General features: G+C 64.8%; 15 protein-coding genes. 10 read left to right on the top strand and 5 right to left on the bottom strand.

All coding sequences use genetic code 11. The features are described from left to right. The first annotated feature begins 48 nt into the window (after positions 1-48). The 8 genes from NLM27_RS07865 (at position 49) to NLM27_RS07830 (ending at position 10649) form a co-directional block, all read left to right on the top strand. Positions 49-1179: a M20/M25/M40 family metallo-hydrolase gene (locus NLM27_RS07865; protein ID WP_254142802.1), complete on the top strand. Its 1131-nt coding sequence runs from the start codon at positions 49-51 to the stop codon at positions 1177-1179. Between the two features lie 215 nt (positions 1180-1394). Beyond that, the gene (locus NLM27_RS07860) at positions 1395-2336 is read left to right on the top strand and encodes an ABC transporter permease (protein ID WP_254142801.1); all 942 of its coding nucleotides are present in this window, start codon (positions 1395-1397) and stop codon (positions 2334-2336) included. A 17-nt stretch (positions 2337-2353) separates the two neighbouring features. Next, positions 2354-3241, top strand: a complete 888-nt coding sequence (locus NLM27_RS07855; RefSeq protein WP_254142800.1) for an ABC transporter permease — start codon at positions 2354-2356, stop codon at positions 3239-3241. Positions 3242-3401: 160 nt separating this feature from the next. Beyond that, positions 3402-5051, top strand: coding sequence for an ABC transporter ATP-binding protein (locus tag NLM27_RS07850; RefSeq protein WP_254142799.1), 1650 nt, complete (start codon positions 3402-3404; stop codon positions 5049-5051). 299 nt (positions 5052-5350) lie between these two features. After that, positions 5351-6856 (top strand): M81 family metallopeptidase, encoded by a 1506-nt coding sequence (locus NLM27_RS07845; RefSeq protein ID WP_254142798.1) that lies wholly within the window; start codon positions 5351-5353, stop codon positions 6854-6856. Between the two features lie 13 nt (positions 6857-6869). Further along, the gene (locus NLM27_RS07840) at positions 6870-8033 is read left to right on the top strand and encodes a M20 aminoacylase family protein (protein WP_254142797.1); all 1164 of its coding nucleotides are present in this window, start codon (positions 6870-6872) and stop codon (positions 8031-8033) included. A gap of 2 nt (positions 8034-8035) precedes the next feature. After that, on the top strand, positions 8036-9457 hold the full coding sequence (locus tag NLM27_RS07835) for an amidase (RefSeq protein ID WP_254142796.1): 1422 nt from the start codon (positions 8036-8038) through the stop codon (positions 9455-9457). A gap of 301 nt (positions 9458-9758) precedes the next feature. After that, positions 9759-10649, top strand: a complete 891-nt coding sequence (locus tag NLM27_RS07830) for a crotonase/enoyl-CoA hydratase family protein (RefSeq protein ID WP_254142795.1) — start codon at positions 9759-9761, stop codon at positions 10647-10649. Between the two features lie 123 nt (positions 10650-10772). Here NLM27_RS07830 and NLM27_RS07825 read toward each other — a convergent pair whose 3' ends face one another. Together NLM27_RS07825 and NLM27_RS07820 are read right to left on the bottom strand one after the other, a co-directional pair. Further along, complete coding sequence (locus NLM27_RS07825; RefSeq protein WP_254142794.1) at positions 10773-11750, bottom strand: NADPH:quinone oxidoreductase family protein; 978 nt, start codon at positions 11748-11750, stop codon at positions 10773-10775. Next, positions 11750-12358, bottom strand: coding sequence for a 2-hydroxychromene-2-carboxylate isomerase (locus NLM27_RS07820; protein WP_254142793.1), 609 nt, complete (start codon positions 12356-12358; stop codon positions 11750-11752). Before NLM27_RS07820 ends, NLM27_RS07825 begins: the two co-directional genes overlap by 1 nt. Before the next feature lie 110 nt (positions 12359-12468). On the opposite strand from NLM27_RS07820, the gene NLM27_RS07815 reads away from it, so the two are divergent. Further along, positions 12469-13491, top strand: coding sequence for a methionine synthase (locus tag NLM27_RS07815; RefSeq protein ID WP_254142792.1), 1023 nt, complete (start codon positions 12469-12471; stop codon positions 13489-13491). 14 nt (positions 13492-13505) lie between these two features. Here the strand turns inward: NLM27_RS07815 and NLM27_RS07810 are convergent, their stop codons facing one another. The 3 genes from NLM27_RS07810 to NLM27_RS07800 form a co-directional block, all read right to left on the bottom strand. Next, positions 13506-14123: a hypothetical protein gene (locus tag NLM27_RS07810; RefSeq protein WP_254142791.1), complete on the bottom strand. Its 618-nt coding sequence runs from the start codon at positions 14121-14123 to the stop codon at positions 13506-13508. A 115-nt stretch (positions 14124-14238) separates the two neighbouring features. Further along, positions 14239-14766: a xanthine phosphoribosyltransferase gene (gpt, locus tag NLM27_RS07805; protein ID WP_254142790.1), complete on the bottom strand. Its 528-nt coding sequence runs from the start codon at positions 14764-14766 to the stop codon at positions 14239-14241. 127 nt (positions 14767-14893) lie between these two features. Beyond that, positions 14894-15631 carry a molybdopterin-binding protein gene (locus NLM27_RS07800; protein WP_254142789.1) on the bottom strand — a complete coding sequence of 246 codons (738 nt, stop codon included), beginning with the start codon at positions 15629-15631 and terminating at the stop codon, positions 14894-14896. A gap of 277 nt (positions 15632-15908) precedes the next feature. On the opposite strand from NLM27_RS07800, the gene NLM27_RS07795 reads away from it, so the two are divergent. Continuing rightward, positions 15909-17327: a circularly permuted type 2 ATP-grasp protein gene (locus NLM27_RS07795; RefSeq protein WP_254142788.1), complete on the top strand. Its 1419-nt coding sequence runs from the start codon at positions 15909-15911 to the stop codon at positions 17325-17327. Position 17328 lies beyond the last annotated feature (1 nt).

Genomic DNA, 17328 nt, shown 5'->3' with positions numbered 1-17328 from the left:
CGCCAATGCAATGCGCGTTCCATTTTTCGAAGCCCGAGAGACATCAAGATGAATCCAGCCAATCTTCCCTTCGATTCCGAGGCAATGCTCGAGGGCCTGCGGACGTGGGTGGAATGCGAGAGCCCGACCTGGGACGCAGATGCCGTGAACCGCATGCTCGATATCGCAGCGCGGGATATGGCAATCATGGGTGCGACGATCGAACGCATCGCCGGCCGCCAGGGCTTTGGCGGCGTGATCCGCGCGCGCTTTCCCCATCCAAGGCAGGGCGAGCCGGGCATCCTGATCGCCGGGCACATGGATACCGTCCACCCCGTCGGCACCATCGAGAAGCTGAAATGGCGGCGCGAAGGCAACAAGTGCTACGGCCCCGGCATCTACGACATGAAGGGCGGCAATTATCTCTCGCTGGAAGCGATCCGGCAGCTGGCGCGCGCCGCCTTCACCACGCCGCTGCCGATCACCGTGCTGTTCACGCCGGATGAGGAAGTCGGCACGCCCTCGACCCGCGACATCATCGAGGCGGAGGCCGCGCGCAACAAATACGTGCTGGTGCCCGAACCCGGCCGCGCCGACAACGGCGTCACCACCGGACGTTATGCCATCGCACGTTTCAATCTCGAGGCGACGGGACGGCCGAGCCACGCCGGCGCGACGTTGTCAGCGGGACGCTCGGCGATCCGCGAGATGGCCCGGCAGATCCTCAACATCGACGCCATGACCACGGAGGACTGCACCTTCTCGGTCGGCGTCGTGCATGGCGGGCAATGGGTCAATTGCGTTGCCACGACCGCCACAGGCGAAGCGCTGTCGATGGCCAAGCGCCAGGCCGATCTCGACCGCGGCGTCGAGAGGATGTTGGCGCTGTCAGGCACAACCAATGATGTGACCTTCAAGGTCACCCGCGGCGTGACGCGTCCGGTGTGGGAACCCGACGCCGGCACCATGGCGCTGTATGAAAAGGCTCGCGGCATCGCCAAGTCGCTCGGCGCAGAACTGCCCCACGCGAGCGCCGGCGGCGGCTCCGACGGCAATTTCACCGGCGCGATGGGGATCCCGACGCTCGACGGCCTGGGCGTGCGTGGCGGCAACGGCCACACGCTCGAAGAGTATATCGAGGTCGAAAGCCTGGTCGAACGTGGCCGGCTGATGGCGGGGCTGCTGGCGACGCTGGAGTGAAATCCGGGGACACCGCCGTCATGGCCGGGCTTGACCCGGCCATCCATGCCTTTGCCATCTGATCCGAAGAAAGACGTGGATGCCCGGGTCAAGCCCGGGCATGACGACCATCCAAGGTTCCGACCCGGATGGCACGGGAATTGCTGAAATGTTAGGCTGATGGCAGGCTGACCAAAGGCCATGCCACGATTTGACTCTAATCCAACGGATCCCACTTGCTCGGATATCTCGTTCGCCGAATCTTCGCCGCCGTGCCCGTGATGGGCGTCGTCGCGCTGTTCGTCTTCCTGCTGCTCCGCCTCACCCCCGGCGATCCCGCCGCGATTCTCGCCGGCGACAACGCAACGCCGGAGCGGCTTGAGCGCATCCGCACCTCGCTCGGCCTCAACGAGCCGCTGATCGTGCAGTTCGTCACCTGGGTGAACAAGCTGCTGCACGGCGACCTCGGGACATCGCTGATCTCCAATTTGCCGGTGCTGAAGATGATCGGCCAGCGCGTCGAGCCGTCGATCTCGATCGCGCTGTCGACCATCATCCTCGCCGTCGTCGTCGCCGTTCCCCTGGGCGTGATCGCGGCGTGGAAGCACGGCACCTGGATCGACCGCTTCGTGATGGGTCTGTCGGTACTCGGCTTCTCCGTGCCGGTGTTCGTGGTCGGCTACGTTCTGATCGAAATCTTCGCGATCAATCTGCGCTGGGTGCCGGTGCAGGGCTTCAAGAGCATCTCGAACGGTTTCGGGCCGTTCTTCGAACGCATCATCCTGCCGACCTGCGCGCTCTCCTTCATCTACATCGCGCTGATCGCGCGTATGACGCGCGCGGCGATGCTCGACGTGCTCGGCGAAGATTACGTCCGCACCGCACGCGCCAAGGGCATTAACGAGGTCGCGGTGATGATGCGGCATGCGCTGCGCAATGCGGCCGTACCCGTGATCACCGTGATCGGCACCGGCTTTGCGCTGCTGATCTCCGGCGTCGTCGTCACCGAGAGCGTGTTCAACATCCCCGGCATCGGCCGCCTCACCGTGGATGCGGTGCTGGCGCGCGACTATCCGGTGATCCAGGCCATGATCCTGCTGACCTCGCTGATCTATGTCATCGTCAATCTCCTGATCGACGTCGCCTATACACTGCTCGATCCCCGGATCCGGTACTGAGGCAAGGGTAAGAACAAATGTCGGTCGATAGCCTTCCCCAGTCGTCCATTCCGATCACGTCGCCACTGCGGCCGCGCTTCGGATTCCTCACCTCGACGCCGATTATCGCGGCCGCTACGGTCTGTCTTGCGCTGATCGTGCTGATCTCGATCCTGGCGCCGTTGATCGCGCCGCATGATCCGATCCAGCTCGCACCGTCGCAGCGGCTGAAGCCGTCGTCGGCGCAGTTCCTGCTTGGCACCGACGCCTATGGCCGCGACCTGCTGTCGCGCGTCATCTATGGCGGCCGCATCTCGCTCCTGATCGGCATCGGCTCGGCGATTCTCTCGGTCGCCATTGGGCTCGTGATCGGTCTTGTCTCCGGCTTCTTCAAGCTGGTCGATGCCGTGATGATGCGGATCATGGACGGCCTGATGGCAATGCCGAGCATCCTGCTCGCGATCGCTGTGGTGTCGCTCTCCGGTGCCAGCCTCTGGACCGTGCTGATCGCGATCACGATTCCGGAGATCCCCCGCGTGGCGCGCCTGGTCCGCTCGGTCGTGCTGTCGGCGCGCGAGGAGCCTTACGTCGAGGCGGCGATCTCGGTCGGCTCCAGCCTGCCGAAGATCATGTGGCGGCATCTGATGCCGAACACGATCGCACCGCTGATCGTCCAGGGTACCTATGTCTGCGCCTCCGCGATCCTGACCGAGGCCATCCTCTCCTTCCTCGGCGCCGGCATCTCGCCGGAGACGCCGACCTGGGGCAACATCATGGCCGAGGGCCGGCAGTACTTCCAGCTCAAGCCGTCGCTGATCTTCTGGCCGGGCCTTTTGCTCTCGATCGCCATCCTCAGCATCAATCTGATCGGCGATGCCGCCCGAGACGCCCTCGATCCGCGCATGAAGCAGCGGGAGGGGAAGTGATTTGTCTCGCCGGCCCCGCCCCTTGTTCCGTCATTGCGAGCGAAGCGAAGCAATCCAGTCTGCATCCGCGGAAAGAGTTCTGGATTGCTTCGTCGCTACAGCGCAAAATTGCTTCGCAATTTTGTCGCGAGCTTCCTCGCAATGACGTCGGAGTGACCTGATGACCAACACCATCCTCGACATCAACAACCTCGTCGTCTCCGTCGGCAAGAAGCCGGGCGCGCCGAAGATCATCGACGGCATCTCGATCCAGGTACGCGAGCGCGAGACGCTGTGCCTCGTCGGTGAAAGCGGCTCGGGCAAGTCGGTGACCTCCCTCACCACGATGGGCCTGTTGCCAAAGGGCACGCTGGTGCCGACTGGCGGCAGCATCAAGCTGGTCGGCGAAGAGCTGCTCACCGCGACCGACCGCCGCCTGCGCCAGCTGCGCGCGACACAGATGGCCATGATCTTCCAGGAGCCGATGACCGCGCTCAATCCGGTGGTGCCGGTCGGCCGCCAGATCGACGAGGTGCTGCGCGCCCATACCGATCTCGATGGCAAAGCGCGGAAGAAGCGAATCCTCGACATGATGGATCACGTCCGCCTGCCCCAGGTCGAGCGCATCTTCGCCTCTTACCCGCACCGCCTCTCCGGCGGCCAGCGCCAGCGCATCATGATCGCCATGGCCCTGGTGCTGGAGCCGAAGCTTCTCATTGCGGACGAGCCGACCACCGCGCTCGACGTCACCACACAGAAGCAGATCCTGACCCTGATCCGCGACCTCCAGCGCGACCACGGCACCGCCGTGCTGTTTATTACCCACGACATGGGCGTGGTGGCCGAGATCGCCGATCGCGTCGCAGTGATGCGGCAGGGCCGCCTCGTCGAGACCGGCCCGCTCGAGACCGTGTTGCGCAATCCGACCATGGAGTACACCCGCAACCTGCTGGCGTCGGTGCCGAGCCTGGTGCCGCGGCCGCCGCGCGAGGAGAGCCGCGAGCCTGTCGTGCTCGAAGCCAACGACCTCGGCAAGGTCTACAAGGAGCGCGCGTTCTTCGGCAAGGGCCGAGAGGTCGTCGCCGCCGACAAGGTGACGCTGACGCTGCGCAAGGGCCGCACGCTCGGCATCGTCGGCGAAAGCGGCTCGGGCAAGTCCACCGTCGCACGCTGCATCGTGCGCCTGATCGACCCGACCTCCGGCGGCGTGCGTCTCGCCGGCCGCGAGATCGCCGACATCTCGCGCCGCCTGCTCCAGCCGCACCGGCAGAAGATCCAGATCGTGTTCCAGGATCCCTACCGCTCGCTCAATCCCCGCATCACGGTCGGGGAGAGCATCGCGGAAGGTCCGATCAATTACGGCGTGGCGCACACCGACGCGATGAAGCGGGCGCGCGAGCTGCTCGAACTCGTCGGCCTGCCGGCCGATGCCGTGTCGCGCTACCCGCACCAGTTCTCCGGCGGCCAGCGCCAGCGCATCGCCATTGCCCGTGCGCTCGCGCTCGATCCCGACGTGCTGGTCGCGGATGAGGCGGTCTCCGCGCTCGACGTCTCCGTACAGGCGCAGGTGCTGGAACTGCTCGATGAGATCCAGAAGCGGCTCGGCATCGCAATCCTGTTCATCACCCATGACCTTCGCGTCGCCGCGCAAATCTGCGACGAGGTCGTGGTGATGCAGCACGGCCGCGTCGTCGAACAGGGCCCCGCCGCCGAAGTGCTGACGCATCCGAAGGAGGCCTACACCAAGGCGCTGCTGGATGCGGCTCCCGGGCGCGACTGGGATTTTGCGAACTTCCGGCCGGTGTCGGAGGGCGTGGCGGCGACGGTGTAACAACACCCACCGCCGTCGTCCCGGCGAACGCCGGGACCCATGCCGCGGAATCTATCGATCTCGTGCGGCGCTTATCCCAAACGACCAGCCTTCGCCAAACCACTCCCTGGGGTTATGGATCCCGGCCTTCGCCGGGACGACACCGAGAATGTGGTTGGCGGAGCGGCTCACATACTCACCGCATCCGCAGCATTCCCAAAACGGCTTGACCCTATGCATGGCGCGATTGCTTCCCGCCTTGCTCTCGCAGCAAGGCCAAGGCTAACGTCGCGCACTCTTGATCGATTGGACTGGAATTGATGACACGTATCGCCGTCGGCGGCTTCCTGCACGAGACCAACACCTTCGCTCCGACGAAGGCGACGTTCGCGGACTTTCAGCATGGCGGCGGCTGGCCGGCGATGACTGAAGGTGCCGACGTGCTAAAGGTGATGCGGCGCATCAATGTCGGCCTCGCCGGTTTCGTCGACAGCGCCGAGGCCAACGGCTGGGAACTCATTCCGACAATCGCCTGCGGTGCCAGCCCCTCGGCGCATGTCACCAAGGATGCCTTCGAGCGCATCGTGAAGGTGTTGGTCGACGGCATCGCAGCCGCCGGACCGCTCGATGCGGTGTATCTCGACCTCCATGGCGCCATGGTAACGGAGCATCTCGACGACGGCGAAGGCGAAATCCTGGCGCGCGTGCGCCGCGTCATCAACCAGGATGTACCGCTGGTCACGAGCCTCGACCTCCACGCCAACGTCACGCCCGAGATGATCGAGCATGCCGACGCGCTGATCGCCTACCGCACCTATCCGCACATCGACATGGCCGAGACCGGCCGCGCCTCTGCGCGCCATCTCGCACTGCTCCTGAAGTCCAAGCAGCGCTTTGCGAAAGCGTTCCGCCAGTTGCCGTTCCTGATCCCGATCAGCTGGCAATGCACCAACGACCAGCCCACCAGAGGCATTTATGAGAAGCTCGCAGAACTGGAGAGCGATGCGGTTCCCACGCTGTCCTTCGCGCCGGGCTTCCCCGCCGCCGACTTCCGCGATTGCGGGCCGAGCGTATTCGCCTATGGCAGGACGCAAGCCGACGCCGATCGCGCGGCCGATGCGATCGTCAAGCTGATCGAAAGCCACGAAGACGATTTCGACGGCAAGATCTGGTCGCCCGATGACGGCGTCCGTCATGCCATGGAACTTTCGAAGACCGCGAGCAAGCCGATCATCATCGCCGATACCCAGGACAATCCGGGCGCCGGCGGGGATTCCGACACGACCGGCATGCTGCGTGCACTGGTGCGCAACCGGGCGAGCGCGGCCACCGGCGCGATCTACGATCCCGTCTCGGCCAAGGCTGCGCATGAAGCCGGCGTCGGTGCCAGCGTGACGCTGTCGCTTGGCGGCAAGTCCGGCATCCCCGGCGACGAGCCCTACCGCGAGACTTTCGTGGTCGAAAAGCTGTCCGACGGACGCTTCATCGCGCCCGGCCCTTATTATGGCGGCCGCGAGATGGAGATGGGTCCCTCCGCGTGCCTGCGCATCGGCGACGTCCGCGTCGTCGTCTCCTCGCACAAGGCCCAGCTCGCCGATCAGGCGATGTACCGCTATGTCGGCATCGAGCCGACGCGCGAGAAGATCCTGGTCAACAAGAGCTCGGTGCATTTCCGCGCCGATTTCGAGCCAATCGCGGAAAAGCTGATGATCTGCGCCGCGCCCGGCGCGATGCCGGCCGATACCGCCACCCTGCCCTGGACGCGCCTGCGGCCGGGCATCCGCATCAAGCCGAACGGCCCCGTTTTCACGCCTCCCTCACGCTAACCGGACAAAACACATGCCCACGATCGAACGCATCGACGGCTATGCCGACGAACTCACTGCCATCAGGCGCGACCTCCACGCCCATCCCGAGATCGGCTTCGAGGAAGTGCGCACCTCCGGCATCGTCGCCGACAAGCTGAAGAGCTGGGGCATCGAGGTACATCGCGGTCTTGGCGGCACCGGCGTGATCGGCGTCATCAAGGGCAAGGGTTCGGGCGGCAAGCGCATCGGGCTGCGCGCCGACATGGACGCGCTGCCGATGGAGGAGAACACCAATCTGAAATGGAGCTCGAAAATCCCGGGCCGCTTCCACGGCTGCGGCCATGACGGCCACACCACCATGCTGCTCGGCACCGCCCGCTACCTCGCCGAGACCAGGAATTTCGACGGCACCGTGCACCTGATCTTCCAGCCGGCCGAGGAAGGCCTTGGCGGCGCTCGCGCCATGATCAAGGACGGCCTGTTCGAGAAATTCCCGTGCGACGAGCTCTACGGCCTGCACAACGCGCCTGACCTCAACCATGGCGAGATCGCGATCCTGCCCGGCCCTGCGATGGCCAGCGCCGACTTCTTCGATCTCCGCATCACCGGCTATGGGGCGCACGGCGCAATGCCCGAGCGTTCCAAGGACGCGGTGATCATCGCGACCACGCTGGCGCAGGCGATCCAGACCATCGTAAGCCGCAACGTCGAGCCGCTCCAGGCTGCCGTCGTGTCGATCACACAGATCCATGCGGGCTCCGCCTACAATGTCATTCCCGGCGACGCGCATCTTTGCGGCACCATCCGCACCTTCTCGAAGGAAGTCCGCACCCTAGTCAGCGAACGTATCCGCACCATCTGCGCCGGCATCGCAAGCGCCTATCAGTGCGCGATCGACGTCGATATCCGCGACACCTTCAACGTGCTGGTCAACCAGGTCGAGCAGTCCAAGGTGGTCGAGGACGTCGCACGCACAATCGTCAACCCCGCCAACGTGATCACCCGCACCCAGCCGAAGATGGGCAGCGAGGATTTCGCCGACATGCTGGAGACCATTCCCGGCGCCTATTTCTGGGTCGGCCATGACGGCTCGGTGCCCGTGCACAATCCCGGCTTTGTGCTCGACGACAAGATCCTGCCGATCGGCGCCAGCATGTTCGCCCGCATCATCGAAACGCGCATGCCGGTGGGCTAGCAATGCAGAAGAAGAGCGTCGAGGAGGCGGTCACCTCGCTGCACGATCTGTCCGCGGTCGATCTGATCGCGGGCTATCGCGCAAAACAGTTCTCGCCGAGCGAGGTGCTGGACGACGTGCTCGCGCACGTCGCGGCGTGGGAACCGCATCTGAAGGCGCTCTATGCGTTCGATCCTGATAGCGCGCGCGAGGCCGCCAAGGCCTCGACCGCGCGGTGGACCGGGGGCGAGCCCTCCGGCGCGCTCGACGGCGTGCCCGTCACGGTGAAGGACAACATCGCGACCAAGGGTGTGCCGGTGCCGCTGGGCGCGGCCAGCGTGAAGCTGGTGCCGGCCGAAAAGGACGCCCCGCCCGCCGCCCGGCTTCGCGAGGCTGGCGCGGTCATCTTCGCAAAAACCACCATGCCCGATTATGGCATGCTGTCCTCGGGGCTCTCCAGCTTCCACGCGCTCGCGCGCAATCCCTGGGACCTCTCCAAGAATCCCGGTGGCTCCAGCGCGGGCGCAGGTGCGGCCGCTGCGGCCGGCTATGGCCCGCTGCATCTCGGCACCGATATCGGCGGCTCGGTGCGCCTGCCTGCGGGCTGGTGCGGGCTCGTGGGGTTGAAGCCGAGCTTCGGCCGCGTGCCGATCGATCCTGCCTATGTCGGCCGCGTCGCCGGTCCGATGACCCGCACGGTCGACGACTGCGCGCTGATGATGAGCGTGATCGCAAAGCCCGACCGGCGCGACGGCATGAGCCTGCCCGCCGAGCCCCTCAACTGGAAGGGCCAGGAAAAATCGCCGCGCAAATTGCGCATCGGGTTGATGCTCGATCCCGGCGTCGGCCTGCCGCTGGACAAGCCGGTGCGCGAGGTCGCCGTGAAGGCGGCCAAGGCATTCGAATCCGCCGGCGCCGTCGTGACCGAGGTCGACGGCATCCTCACGCGCGAGATGCTCGACGGCCTCGACAATTTCTGGCGTGCGCGGATGTGGGACGATCTGTCAAAGCTGACGCCGGCCGAGCAGGAAAAGGTGCTGCCCTATATCTTCAAATGGGGCGAGTCCGGCGCAAAGCTGGCCGGCCTCGACGTCCTCCGCGGCTTCAACCAGACCATGGCGATCCGTGCCGCGGCAGGAAAGCTATTCTGCGAGCTCGACTACGTGATCTCGCCGACCGCGCCGAACGTGAACTACGCGGCGGAATGGGCCTCGCCCACCAACGATCCCATGAAGCCGTTCGAGCACATCGCCTATACCGTGCCGTGGAATATGTCGGAGAATCCAGCGATTTCCATCAACGGCGGCTTCGACGCCAAGGGTTTTCCCATCGGCGTGCAGATCGTCGGCCGTCGCTTCGACGATATCGGCGTGCTCGGCATGGCCAAGGCCTTTGAGGGCCTGCGCGGCCCGCAACGGCCCTGGCCCAAGCCGCCGGCGAAGTAAGACGCTCTTCTCATCCCGGGGAGCGTGCCCTTTGGGCGCAAGCCCGAATGACTCGGGACAGGCATCATGCGCGAGCCTCTTGCTTACCCTCCTCTGGAGGGGGAGGGTCGGCTCACATAGAGCGTAGCGAAATGTGAGACGGGGTGGGGTGACGGTCTCTCCGCGTCCGACGGTGCCCGAGAGGAGAGATCACCCCACCCCGCTCGCGCTACGCGCGATCGACCCTCCCCCTCCAGGGGAGGGTAAGAAACTCAAGCCCTCTGCCATCTGCGCAGCGAAAAACTCAAGGAAGGAAACCACCATGGCGTATGTGACGATCAAGTACGAGGTCGCCGAGCAGATCCTGACCATCACGCTGAACCGGCCCGACAAGCTCAACGCCTTCAACGCGCAGATGCAGGCCGAGCTGATCGACGCGTTCGACGCCGCCGACAAGGACGACAATGTCCGCGCCATCATCGTGACAGGCGCCGGCCGCGGTTTTTGCGCGGGCGCCGACCTGTCGTCGGGCGCCGACACTTTTGATCGCGACGCCCGGCGCGGACCGGTGAAGCGGTTTGCCGACGGCAAGGTCGACTACAGCGATCCGCAGGTGCGCGACGGTGGCGGCCAGGTGACCTTGCGCATCTTCAAGTGCCTCAAGCCCGTCATCGCCGCGGTGAACGGCCCGGCCGTCGGCATCGGCGTCACCATGCAGCTCGCGATGGACATCCGCATCGCCTCGGACGCCGCGCGGTTCGGCTTCGTGTTCTCCCAGCGCGGCATCGTGCCGGAGGCAGCCTCGAGCTGGTTCCTGCCGCGCATCGTCGGCATCTCGCAGGCGCTGGAATGGTGCTATTCGGGCCGCGTCTTCCCGGCGCAGGAAGCGCTTGCGGGGCGCCTCGTCAGCAAGGTCGTAGCGCCGGACGATCTGCTGCCCACCGCCCGCGCGCTCGCCAAGGAATTTGCCGCGAAGACCGCGCCGGTCTCGGTCGCGCTGATCCGTCAGATGATGTGGCGCATGATGGGTGCCGACGATCCGATGGAGGCCCACAAGGTCGACAGCCGCGGCATCTATACACGGGGCCGCTCGGACGACGTGAAGGAGGGCGTGGTGTCGTTCCTGGAGAAGCGTCCGGCGCAGTTCAAGAACAAGGTGTCCAGCGATATGCCGGACTATTTCCCGTGGTGGACGGAGCGGGAGTACAAGTGACTTCGTAGGGTGGGTTAGCCGAAGGCGTAACCCACCTCTTTCGTATCCGCGGTCACAGAAGTGGTGGGTTACGCCATGCGGACTGCGCTTTGCGCAGCCGCAGGGCTAACCCACCCTACTTTCTCACTCCATCACCAGCGCCACCCGGCCGATCGCCTTGCGGTCGAGCAGCAGCCGCATCGCCTTCGCATAGTCCTCGAGCGGCAGGCGATGCGACACGTTCGGACGGAGCTTGCCCTCTTCCGCCCATTGCAGCAGCGCTTCCAATCGCACCTCGCCGAGCGCGGGATTCTTCCGCACCGCTTCGCCCGCGCGAACGCCGAGCACATTTGCGCCTTTGATCAGCAAAAGATTGGTTTTCGCCGAGCCGATGCCGCCCGTAAAACCGATCACCAGCAGCCGCGCGCCCCAGGCGATGCAGCGCATCGAATCCTCAAAGACCTGACCGCCGACGGGATCGAACACGACGTCGGCGCCGCGACCGTCGGTGATGCGCTTGACGGCATCGCGAAACGGCTCACGGTCATAACGTACGAGGTGATCGGCACCGCGCGATTTCGCAATGGCGAGCTTCTCGTCGCTGGAGGCGGTCGCGATCACGGTCGCGCCCAGCATCTTGCCGATCTCGACGGCGGCAAGGCCGACGCCGCCACCGGCGCCATGCACCAGCAGCACCTCACCCGGCTCGACCCGGCCACGATCGATCAGTGCGTGATAAGCCGTGCCGTGGCCGGCGAGATAGGTCGCTGCCTCCGCATAGTCGAACGTCGACGGCATCGGCGTGAGCTGCGCGGGCGTGACGACCGCTTCATCCGTGAATGAGCCATGGCGCATCTTCACGATGACCTTGTCGCCGACGGCAACGCCCCTCGCCTCTGTGCCGACCTCCGTGATGTCACCGGCGGCTTCCATGCCCGGCGTGAACGGCAGCTCCGGCTTGAGCTGATATTCACCGGCCGCCATCAGCACATCCGGAAAATTCAAGCCAGCGGCACGGATCGCGACGCGCACCTCGCCCGGCTTCAGCGGCTGCGACGGAAACTCCTCGAGCCGCAACGTTTCGGGCGCGCCGAGCGCGCGGCAGACGACGGCCCGTACCATCAGGCCGCGCTCGCCCTGCTGCGCAGCAGCGCCTCGCGGATCAGCGGCAGGCGGTCGTTGCCGAAATACATGTCTGTCTTGCCGACGAAGATCGTCGGCGAACCGAAGCCGCCGCGTGCCACCACCTCTTCGGTGTTGGCCTTGAGCTGGTCCTTGATGCCCTGTTCTGCGATGCCGGCAAAGAATTTCTGCTCGTCGATGCCCAGCTTCTTGCAGATCTCGGCGAGCACCGCGTCCTGCGAGATGTCCTTGTCCCCGCCCCAATAGGTCTCGAACACGGCGGTCGCGAACGGGACCATGTCTTTTCCCAGCCAGATGCAGCCGCGCATTGCCTTGACGCTGTTCACGGGAAACACCGTCGGCGGCATCTTGATTGCGAGCCCCGCCGAGCGCGCCCAGTCCTCGAGGTCCTTCTTCATGTAGCGCGCCTTCAGCGGCACCGGCTTCTCCCGCTGCGCATAGACGCTTGGATTGACCGTGTTGAAGATGCCGCCGACCAGGATCGGCCGCCAGGCGATCTCCGCGCCGAGCTCTTTCGCGAGCGACTGGATGTTGTGGAAGGCGAGATAGGTCCAGGGGCTGGAACAGTCGAAGAAGAATTCGATCATGGCGTTTCCGAATCCGGCGTCGCGGGTTTCAAGACGACTTTTGTTGTTCTGTACGTCGACGTTAAGACATGGCAGGAAAGGGCGCAACACAACCCGCCGGGAGGGCCGCCATGCTGTTTCCAACCACGATCGCCGGCTCCTTGCCGAAGCCGGAATGGCTTGCCGAGCCCAACATGCTGTGGGCGCCCTGGAAGTCGCAAGGCGAGGAGCTCTTGCGCGCCAAGCGCGACGCGACGCTGATCTGGCTTAAGGTCCAGGAGGACGCCGGCATCGACATCGTCACCGAGGGCGAGCAGTCTCGCCAGCATTTCGTGCACGGCTTCCTGGAGAAGATCGAGGGTATCGACTTCGCCCACAAGGTCGAGATGGGCATCCGCAAGGACCGCTACAAGGCGATGGTGCCGCAGGTGGTCGCCCCACTCCGGCTCAAGGGCCGCGTTCATGCCGACGAGGCACGCGTTGCGCGCTCGCACACGAAGAAGAAGCTGAAATTCACCCTGCCCGGCCCGATGACCATCATCGACACGATTGCGGACCGCTATTATGGCGATCGCGTCAAGATGGCCTTTGCCTTCGCCGAGCTCCTCAACGAGGAGGCTAAGGCGCTGCAGGCCGACGGCGTCGATCTCGTGCAGTTCGACGAGCCCGCCTTCAACGTCTACATGGACGAGGTCAACGACTGGGGCATCAAGGCGCTGGAGCGCGCGGCGCAGGGCCTGACCTGCGCCACCGCCGTGCACATCTGCTACGGCTACGGCATCAAGGCCAACACCGACTGGAAGGAGACATTGGGCAGCCAATGGCGGCAATACGAGCAGATCTTCCCGGCGATCGATGCGAGCCCGATCCAGCAGGTCGCGATCGAATGCCGCAATTCGAAGGTGCCGCTCGACCTGCTGGCGCTGCTCAAGACCAAGATCGTGCAGGCCGGCGTGATCGACGTCGCCAGCGACACGGTGGAGACGGCCGAGGACGTCGTGAAGGTGATCGACTCCGTGTCGAAATTCGTCCCCAAGAACAACATCATCGCCACCACCAATTGCGGCATGGCGCCGATGCGGCGCGAGATCGCCGAAGCCAAGCTGATGGCGCTCGGCGCCGGTGCCGCGATGGCGCGCGAGACGCTGGGGTGACGGCAACGGACGCGCTAGGGCAACGCCGTCGGATGCAGCACTGGCGAATAGCCCGCGTTTAAGGTGCGCAGCGTCGAGGGCGGCGTCAGCAGCGCCGCCTTGTCAGGCTCGCGCTCGACCGCACTATAGCCCGCCGGCGACCACCGCAGCGCCCTTCCCTGCGTCACCAGGAAGCTCTCCTCGCCCTGCTGAACCATCGCACCTTCGGGAAGCTGCTCTAGCGGCATGAGCAGTGCGTGCAGCCGTTTCCCGCCGAGATCGAGCCGCTCGTGATGCAGCACCGTGTCGATGTCGTGCATGCGGACGCCGTGCACGCGATTGCCCTTCTCCCATGCGGTTCGGAAGCGATTGGCATCGTCGCGGCGGCAATAGAAGCAGGGGCGATGTCCGGCGGCGAGCGCAGTGGCCTCGTCCAGGAAGAACAGTTCGGTCCAGCTTCGCTGCGCCATCACCTCGCGCCGCCGACCGCGGAATTCGCAGGTACAGGTGAGCCATGCCGGCGACGACCAGCGCTTCTTCAACAGTGTCTTGGTCGCGGGATCGTGGATGATGCCGCGATTGCCCGTGAACAGGCCGCGGTGCGGCGTGGCGATGATATCGCCTGTCGGCGTGACGCGGTTCTGCAGGGGCATGGCGGCCTCCGCCCGACATTGCGAGAAACCCGCGACGCTGGCGATGAAGCAATCCAGATTATTTCCGCGGATGCATTTCTGGATTGCTTCGCTTCGCTCGCAATGACGGGGACGACTATGCGGCCCCGTCGCGAAGCGGCGGGTGGTAGGACAACGCGGTGTCCCAGGGGAAGAAAATCCAGGTATCCTGCGACACTTCCGTAATGAAGGTATCGACCAGCGGACGACCCATCGGCTTGGCGTAAACGGTGGCGAAATGCGCATCGGGCAACAACTCGCGCACCAGCTTGCCGGTCTTGCCGGTATCGACGAGGTCGTCGACGATCAGGAGGCCCTTGCCGGTGCCGCCGCCGAGCTTCATCGCCGCCTCGGAAATGCCCTTGAGGACCTGGAGCTCGCCCTGCTTGTTGTGGTCGTAGCTGGCGATGCAGACCGTATCGATCACGCGCACGCCGAGCTCGCGCGCCACGATCGCGGCCGGCACCAGACCGCCGCGGGTGATCGCAATCACCGCATGGAACGGACCGACCTCGTTGAGCCGCCAGGTCAGCGCCCGGCAATCCCGGTGGAACTGGTCCCACGAGACCGGGAAGGCCTTGCCCGCCCGCTCCTGCGCGCTCAGTTCCGGTGCTTCACCAACCATTGTCGTCTCCTGCTTCGTAACACGTCCGGCAAGCCGGGCTCCAAAGCATGATCCGGAAAAGTGTGCAGCGGTTTTCCGGCAAGATCATGCTCGAATAAGACGCTAAAGTGCCCGCTGGGCAGGCGCTTTAGCGGGTGATGTTCAATCCCGCCAGCATGTCCTTCACCGCGGCCATCGCGGCTGCGAGCTTATCCGCATCGCGCGAGCGCACCACCAGATTGGTGTTCGGCTTTTGCTCCTCGTCCATGAAGGGATAGCTGCCGATGATGGTGTCGGGGTGTTCAGCGGCGATCGCCCGCAGCGGGCTGCCGATGTCGCCCTCCCGCGCATTGGCGCGGACCGATTCGGAGAGCATGCGCACGCCCGATTTCAGCTTGGGCGAGACGATGTCCATCATCGCCTGCATGATCGAGGGCACGCCCGCCATCACGATGACATTGCCGATCTTGAAGCCGGGGGCAAGGATCGTGGCGCTCTGGATCAGTTCGGCCCCGTCGGGGATGCGGGCCATGCGCAGGCGGGCCTCGTTGAGGTCCTGCTGGCTCCAGCGCTCGCGGAAGCGGGCGACCACTTCCGGATGATGGTCGATGCCGACGCCGAAGGCCTTGGCGACGCTGTCGGCGGTGATGTCGTCATGCGTCGGGCCAATGCCGCCAGTGGTGAAGACATAGGTGTAGCGATGCCGCAGCGCATCCAACGCGGCGATGATGTCGGCCTCGTCGTCGGAGACGACCCGGACTTCCTTCAGGTCGATGCCGATATTGGTCAGGTATTCGGCGATGAAGCCGATGTTCTTGTCCTTGGTCCGGCCGGACAGGATTTCGTCCCCAATGACCAGAATGCCCGCCGTGACGATCTCGCTCATAAAACTGTCCCTCACCTGTCGCGCCGACTCTGCCGAGGTAACGCGTTGAAGTCACGCGGTTTTGCTGCCGAAATAAGCAGTACTCAGCCATTTTTTCAGGCAAGCCGCCGTTCATCCTCGGCAAATGCCCATCCTCCATGCTTATCGCGCTGGCCCGCCCCTTGCTACCACATGAAAGTCATGCACTCTTGCCGCATGGCCACGGACGTTACGGTCTTCACCAAGGCCTGGCGGCCTGTCCAATGGCGCAACGCCTTGCGGAGACAAGTCGGGATCTATGGCAGTCGCGTTTGATGAAATGAATATTCCCGGTGGGGACCTTCGCCCTGCCTATCAGGAGCTGGCGCGCTGGCTCAAGGAGACGCCTCCCGAGGCGCTCGAATATCGCCGTCAGGAGGCCGAGCTCCTTTTCCGCCGCATCGGCATCACCTTCGCAGTCTACGGGGACTCAGAATCCACCGAACGCCTGATCCCCTTCGACGTCATTCCGCGGATCATGTCCGGCAAGGAATGGGCGCTGCTGGAGAGAGGCCTGAAGCAGCGCGTCAAGGCGCTCAACATGTTCCTGCGCGACATCTATCACGGCCGCGACATCCTTCGCGCCGAAATCGTGCCTGACGACCTGATCTTCCAGAACCCGGTCTTCCGTCCCGAGATGAACGGCCAGCAGGTGCCGCACGACGTCTACGTGCACATCGCCGGCATCGACATCGTCCGGGTCGACGCCGAAGACTTCATCGTGCTGGAGGACAATGCCCGCACGCCCTCCGGGGTGTCCTACATGCTGGAAAACCGCGAGATCATGATGCGGCTGTTTCCGGATCTGTTCGCTCGCCACAGGGTGGCGCCGGTCGAGCGCTATCCGGACGAGTTGCTCGCGGCCCTGCGCTCGGTCGCGCCGCAGAGCGCCTCGGGCGAGCCGACGGTCGCCCTGCTGACGCCGGGCGTCTACAACTCCGCCTATTACGAGCACTCCTTCCTTGCCGACAAGCTCGGCATCGAGCTGGTCGAGGGCCGCGACCTCATCGTCAAGAACAACGAAGTGTTCATGCGGACGACCGAGGGCATAAAACGCGTCGACGTGATCTATCGTCGTGTCGACGACGACTTCCTCGATCCCCTCACCTTCCGCCCTGACTCCGTGCTGGGCGTGCCCGGGCTGATGTCGGCCTATGCGGCCGGCAACATCACGCTCGCCAACGCCGTCGGCACTGGCATCGCCGATGACAAGGCGATCTACTCCTACATGCCCGACATCGTGAAGTTCTATCTCGGCGAGGAGCCGATCCTGAAGAACGTCCCGACCTGGCGCTGCCGCGAGCCAAAGGACCTCGCCTATGTGCTGGACAACTTAAGCGATCTCGTTGTCAAGGAGGTGCACGGCTCCGGCGGTTACGGCATGCTGATCGGCCCGGCTGCGACGAAAGCGACGATCGAAGCCTTCCGCGAGAAGCTCAAGCGCGAGCCGGAGGGCTTTATCGCACAGCCGACGCTGGCGCTTTCGACTTGCCCGACCTGCACGGCGTCAGGCCTTGCGCCGCGCCACGTCGATTTGCGGCCCTTCGTGCTCACCGGCAGCAAGCGCACCACGATCGTGCCGGGCGGGCTGACACGCGTCGCACTGCAGGAAGGCTCCTTGGTGGTCAATTCCAGCCAGGGCGGCGGCACCAAAGACACCTGGATCCTGGACGAGTAGA

Source organism: Bradyrhizobium sp. CCGB12 (assembly GCF_024199845.1).
Taxonomy (GTDB): domain Bacteria; phylum Pseudomonadota; class Alphaproteobacteria; order Rhizobiales; family Xanthobacteraceae; genus Bradyrhizobium.
Note: the sequence above shows the minus strand (reverse complement) of the source record. Positions and strands in the feature narration are given on the sequence as shown.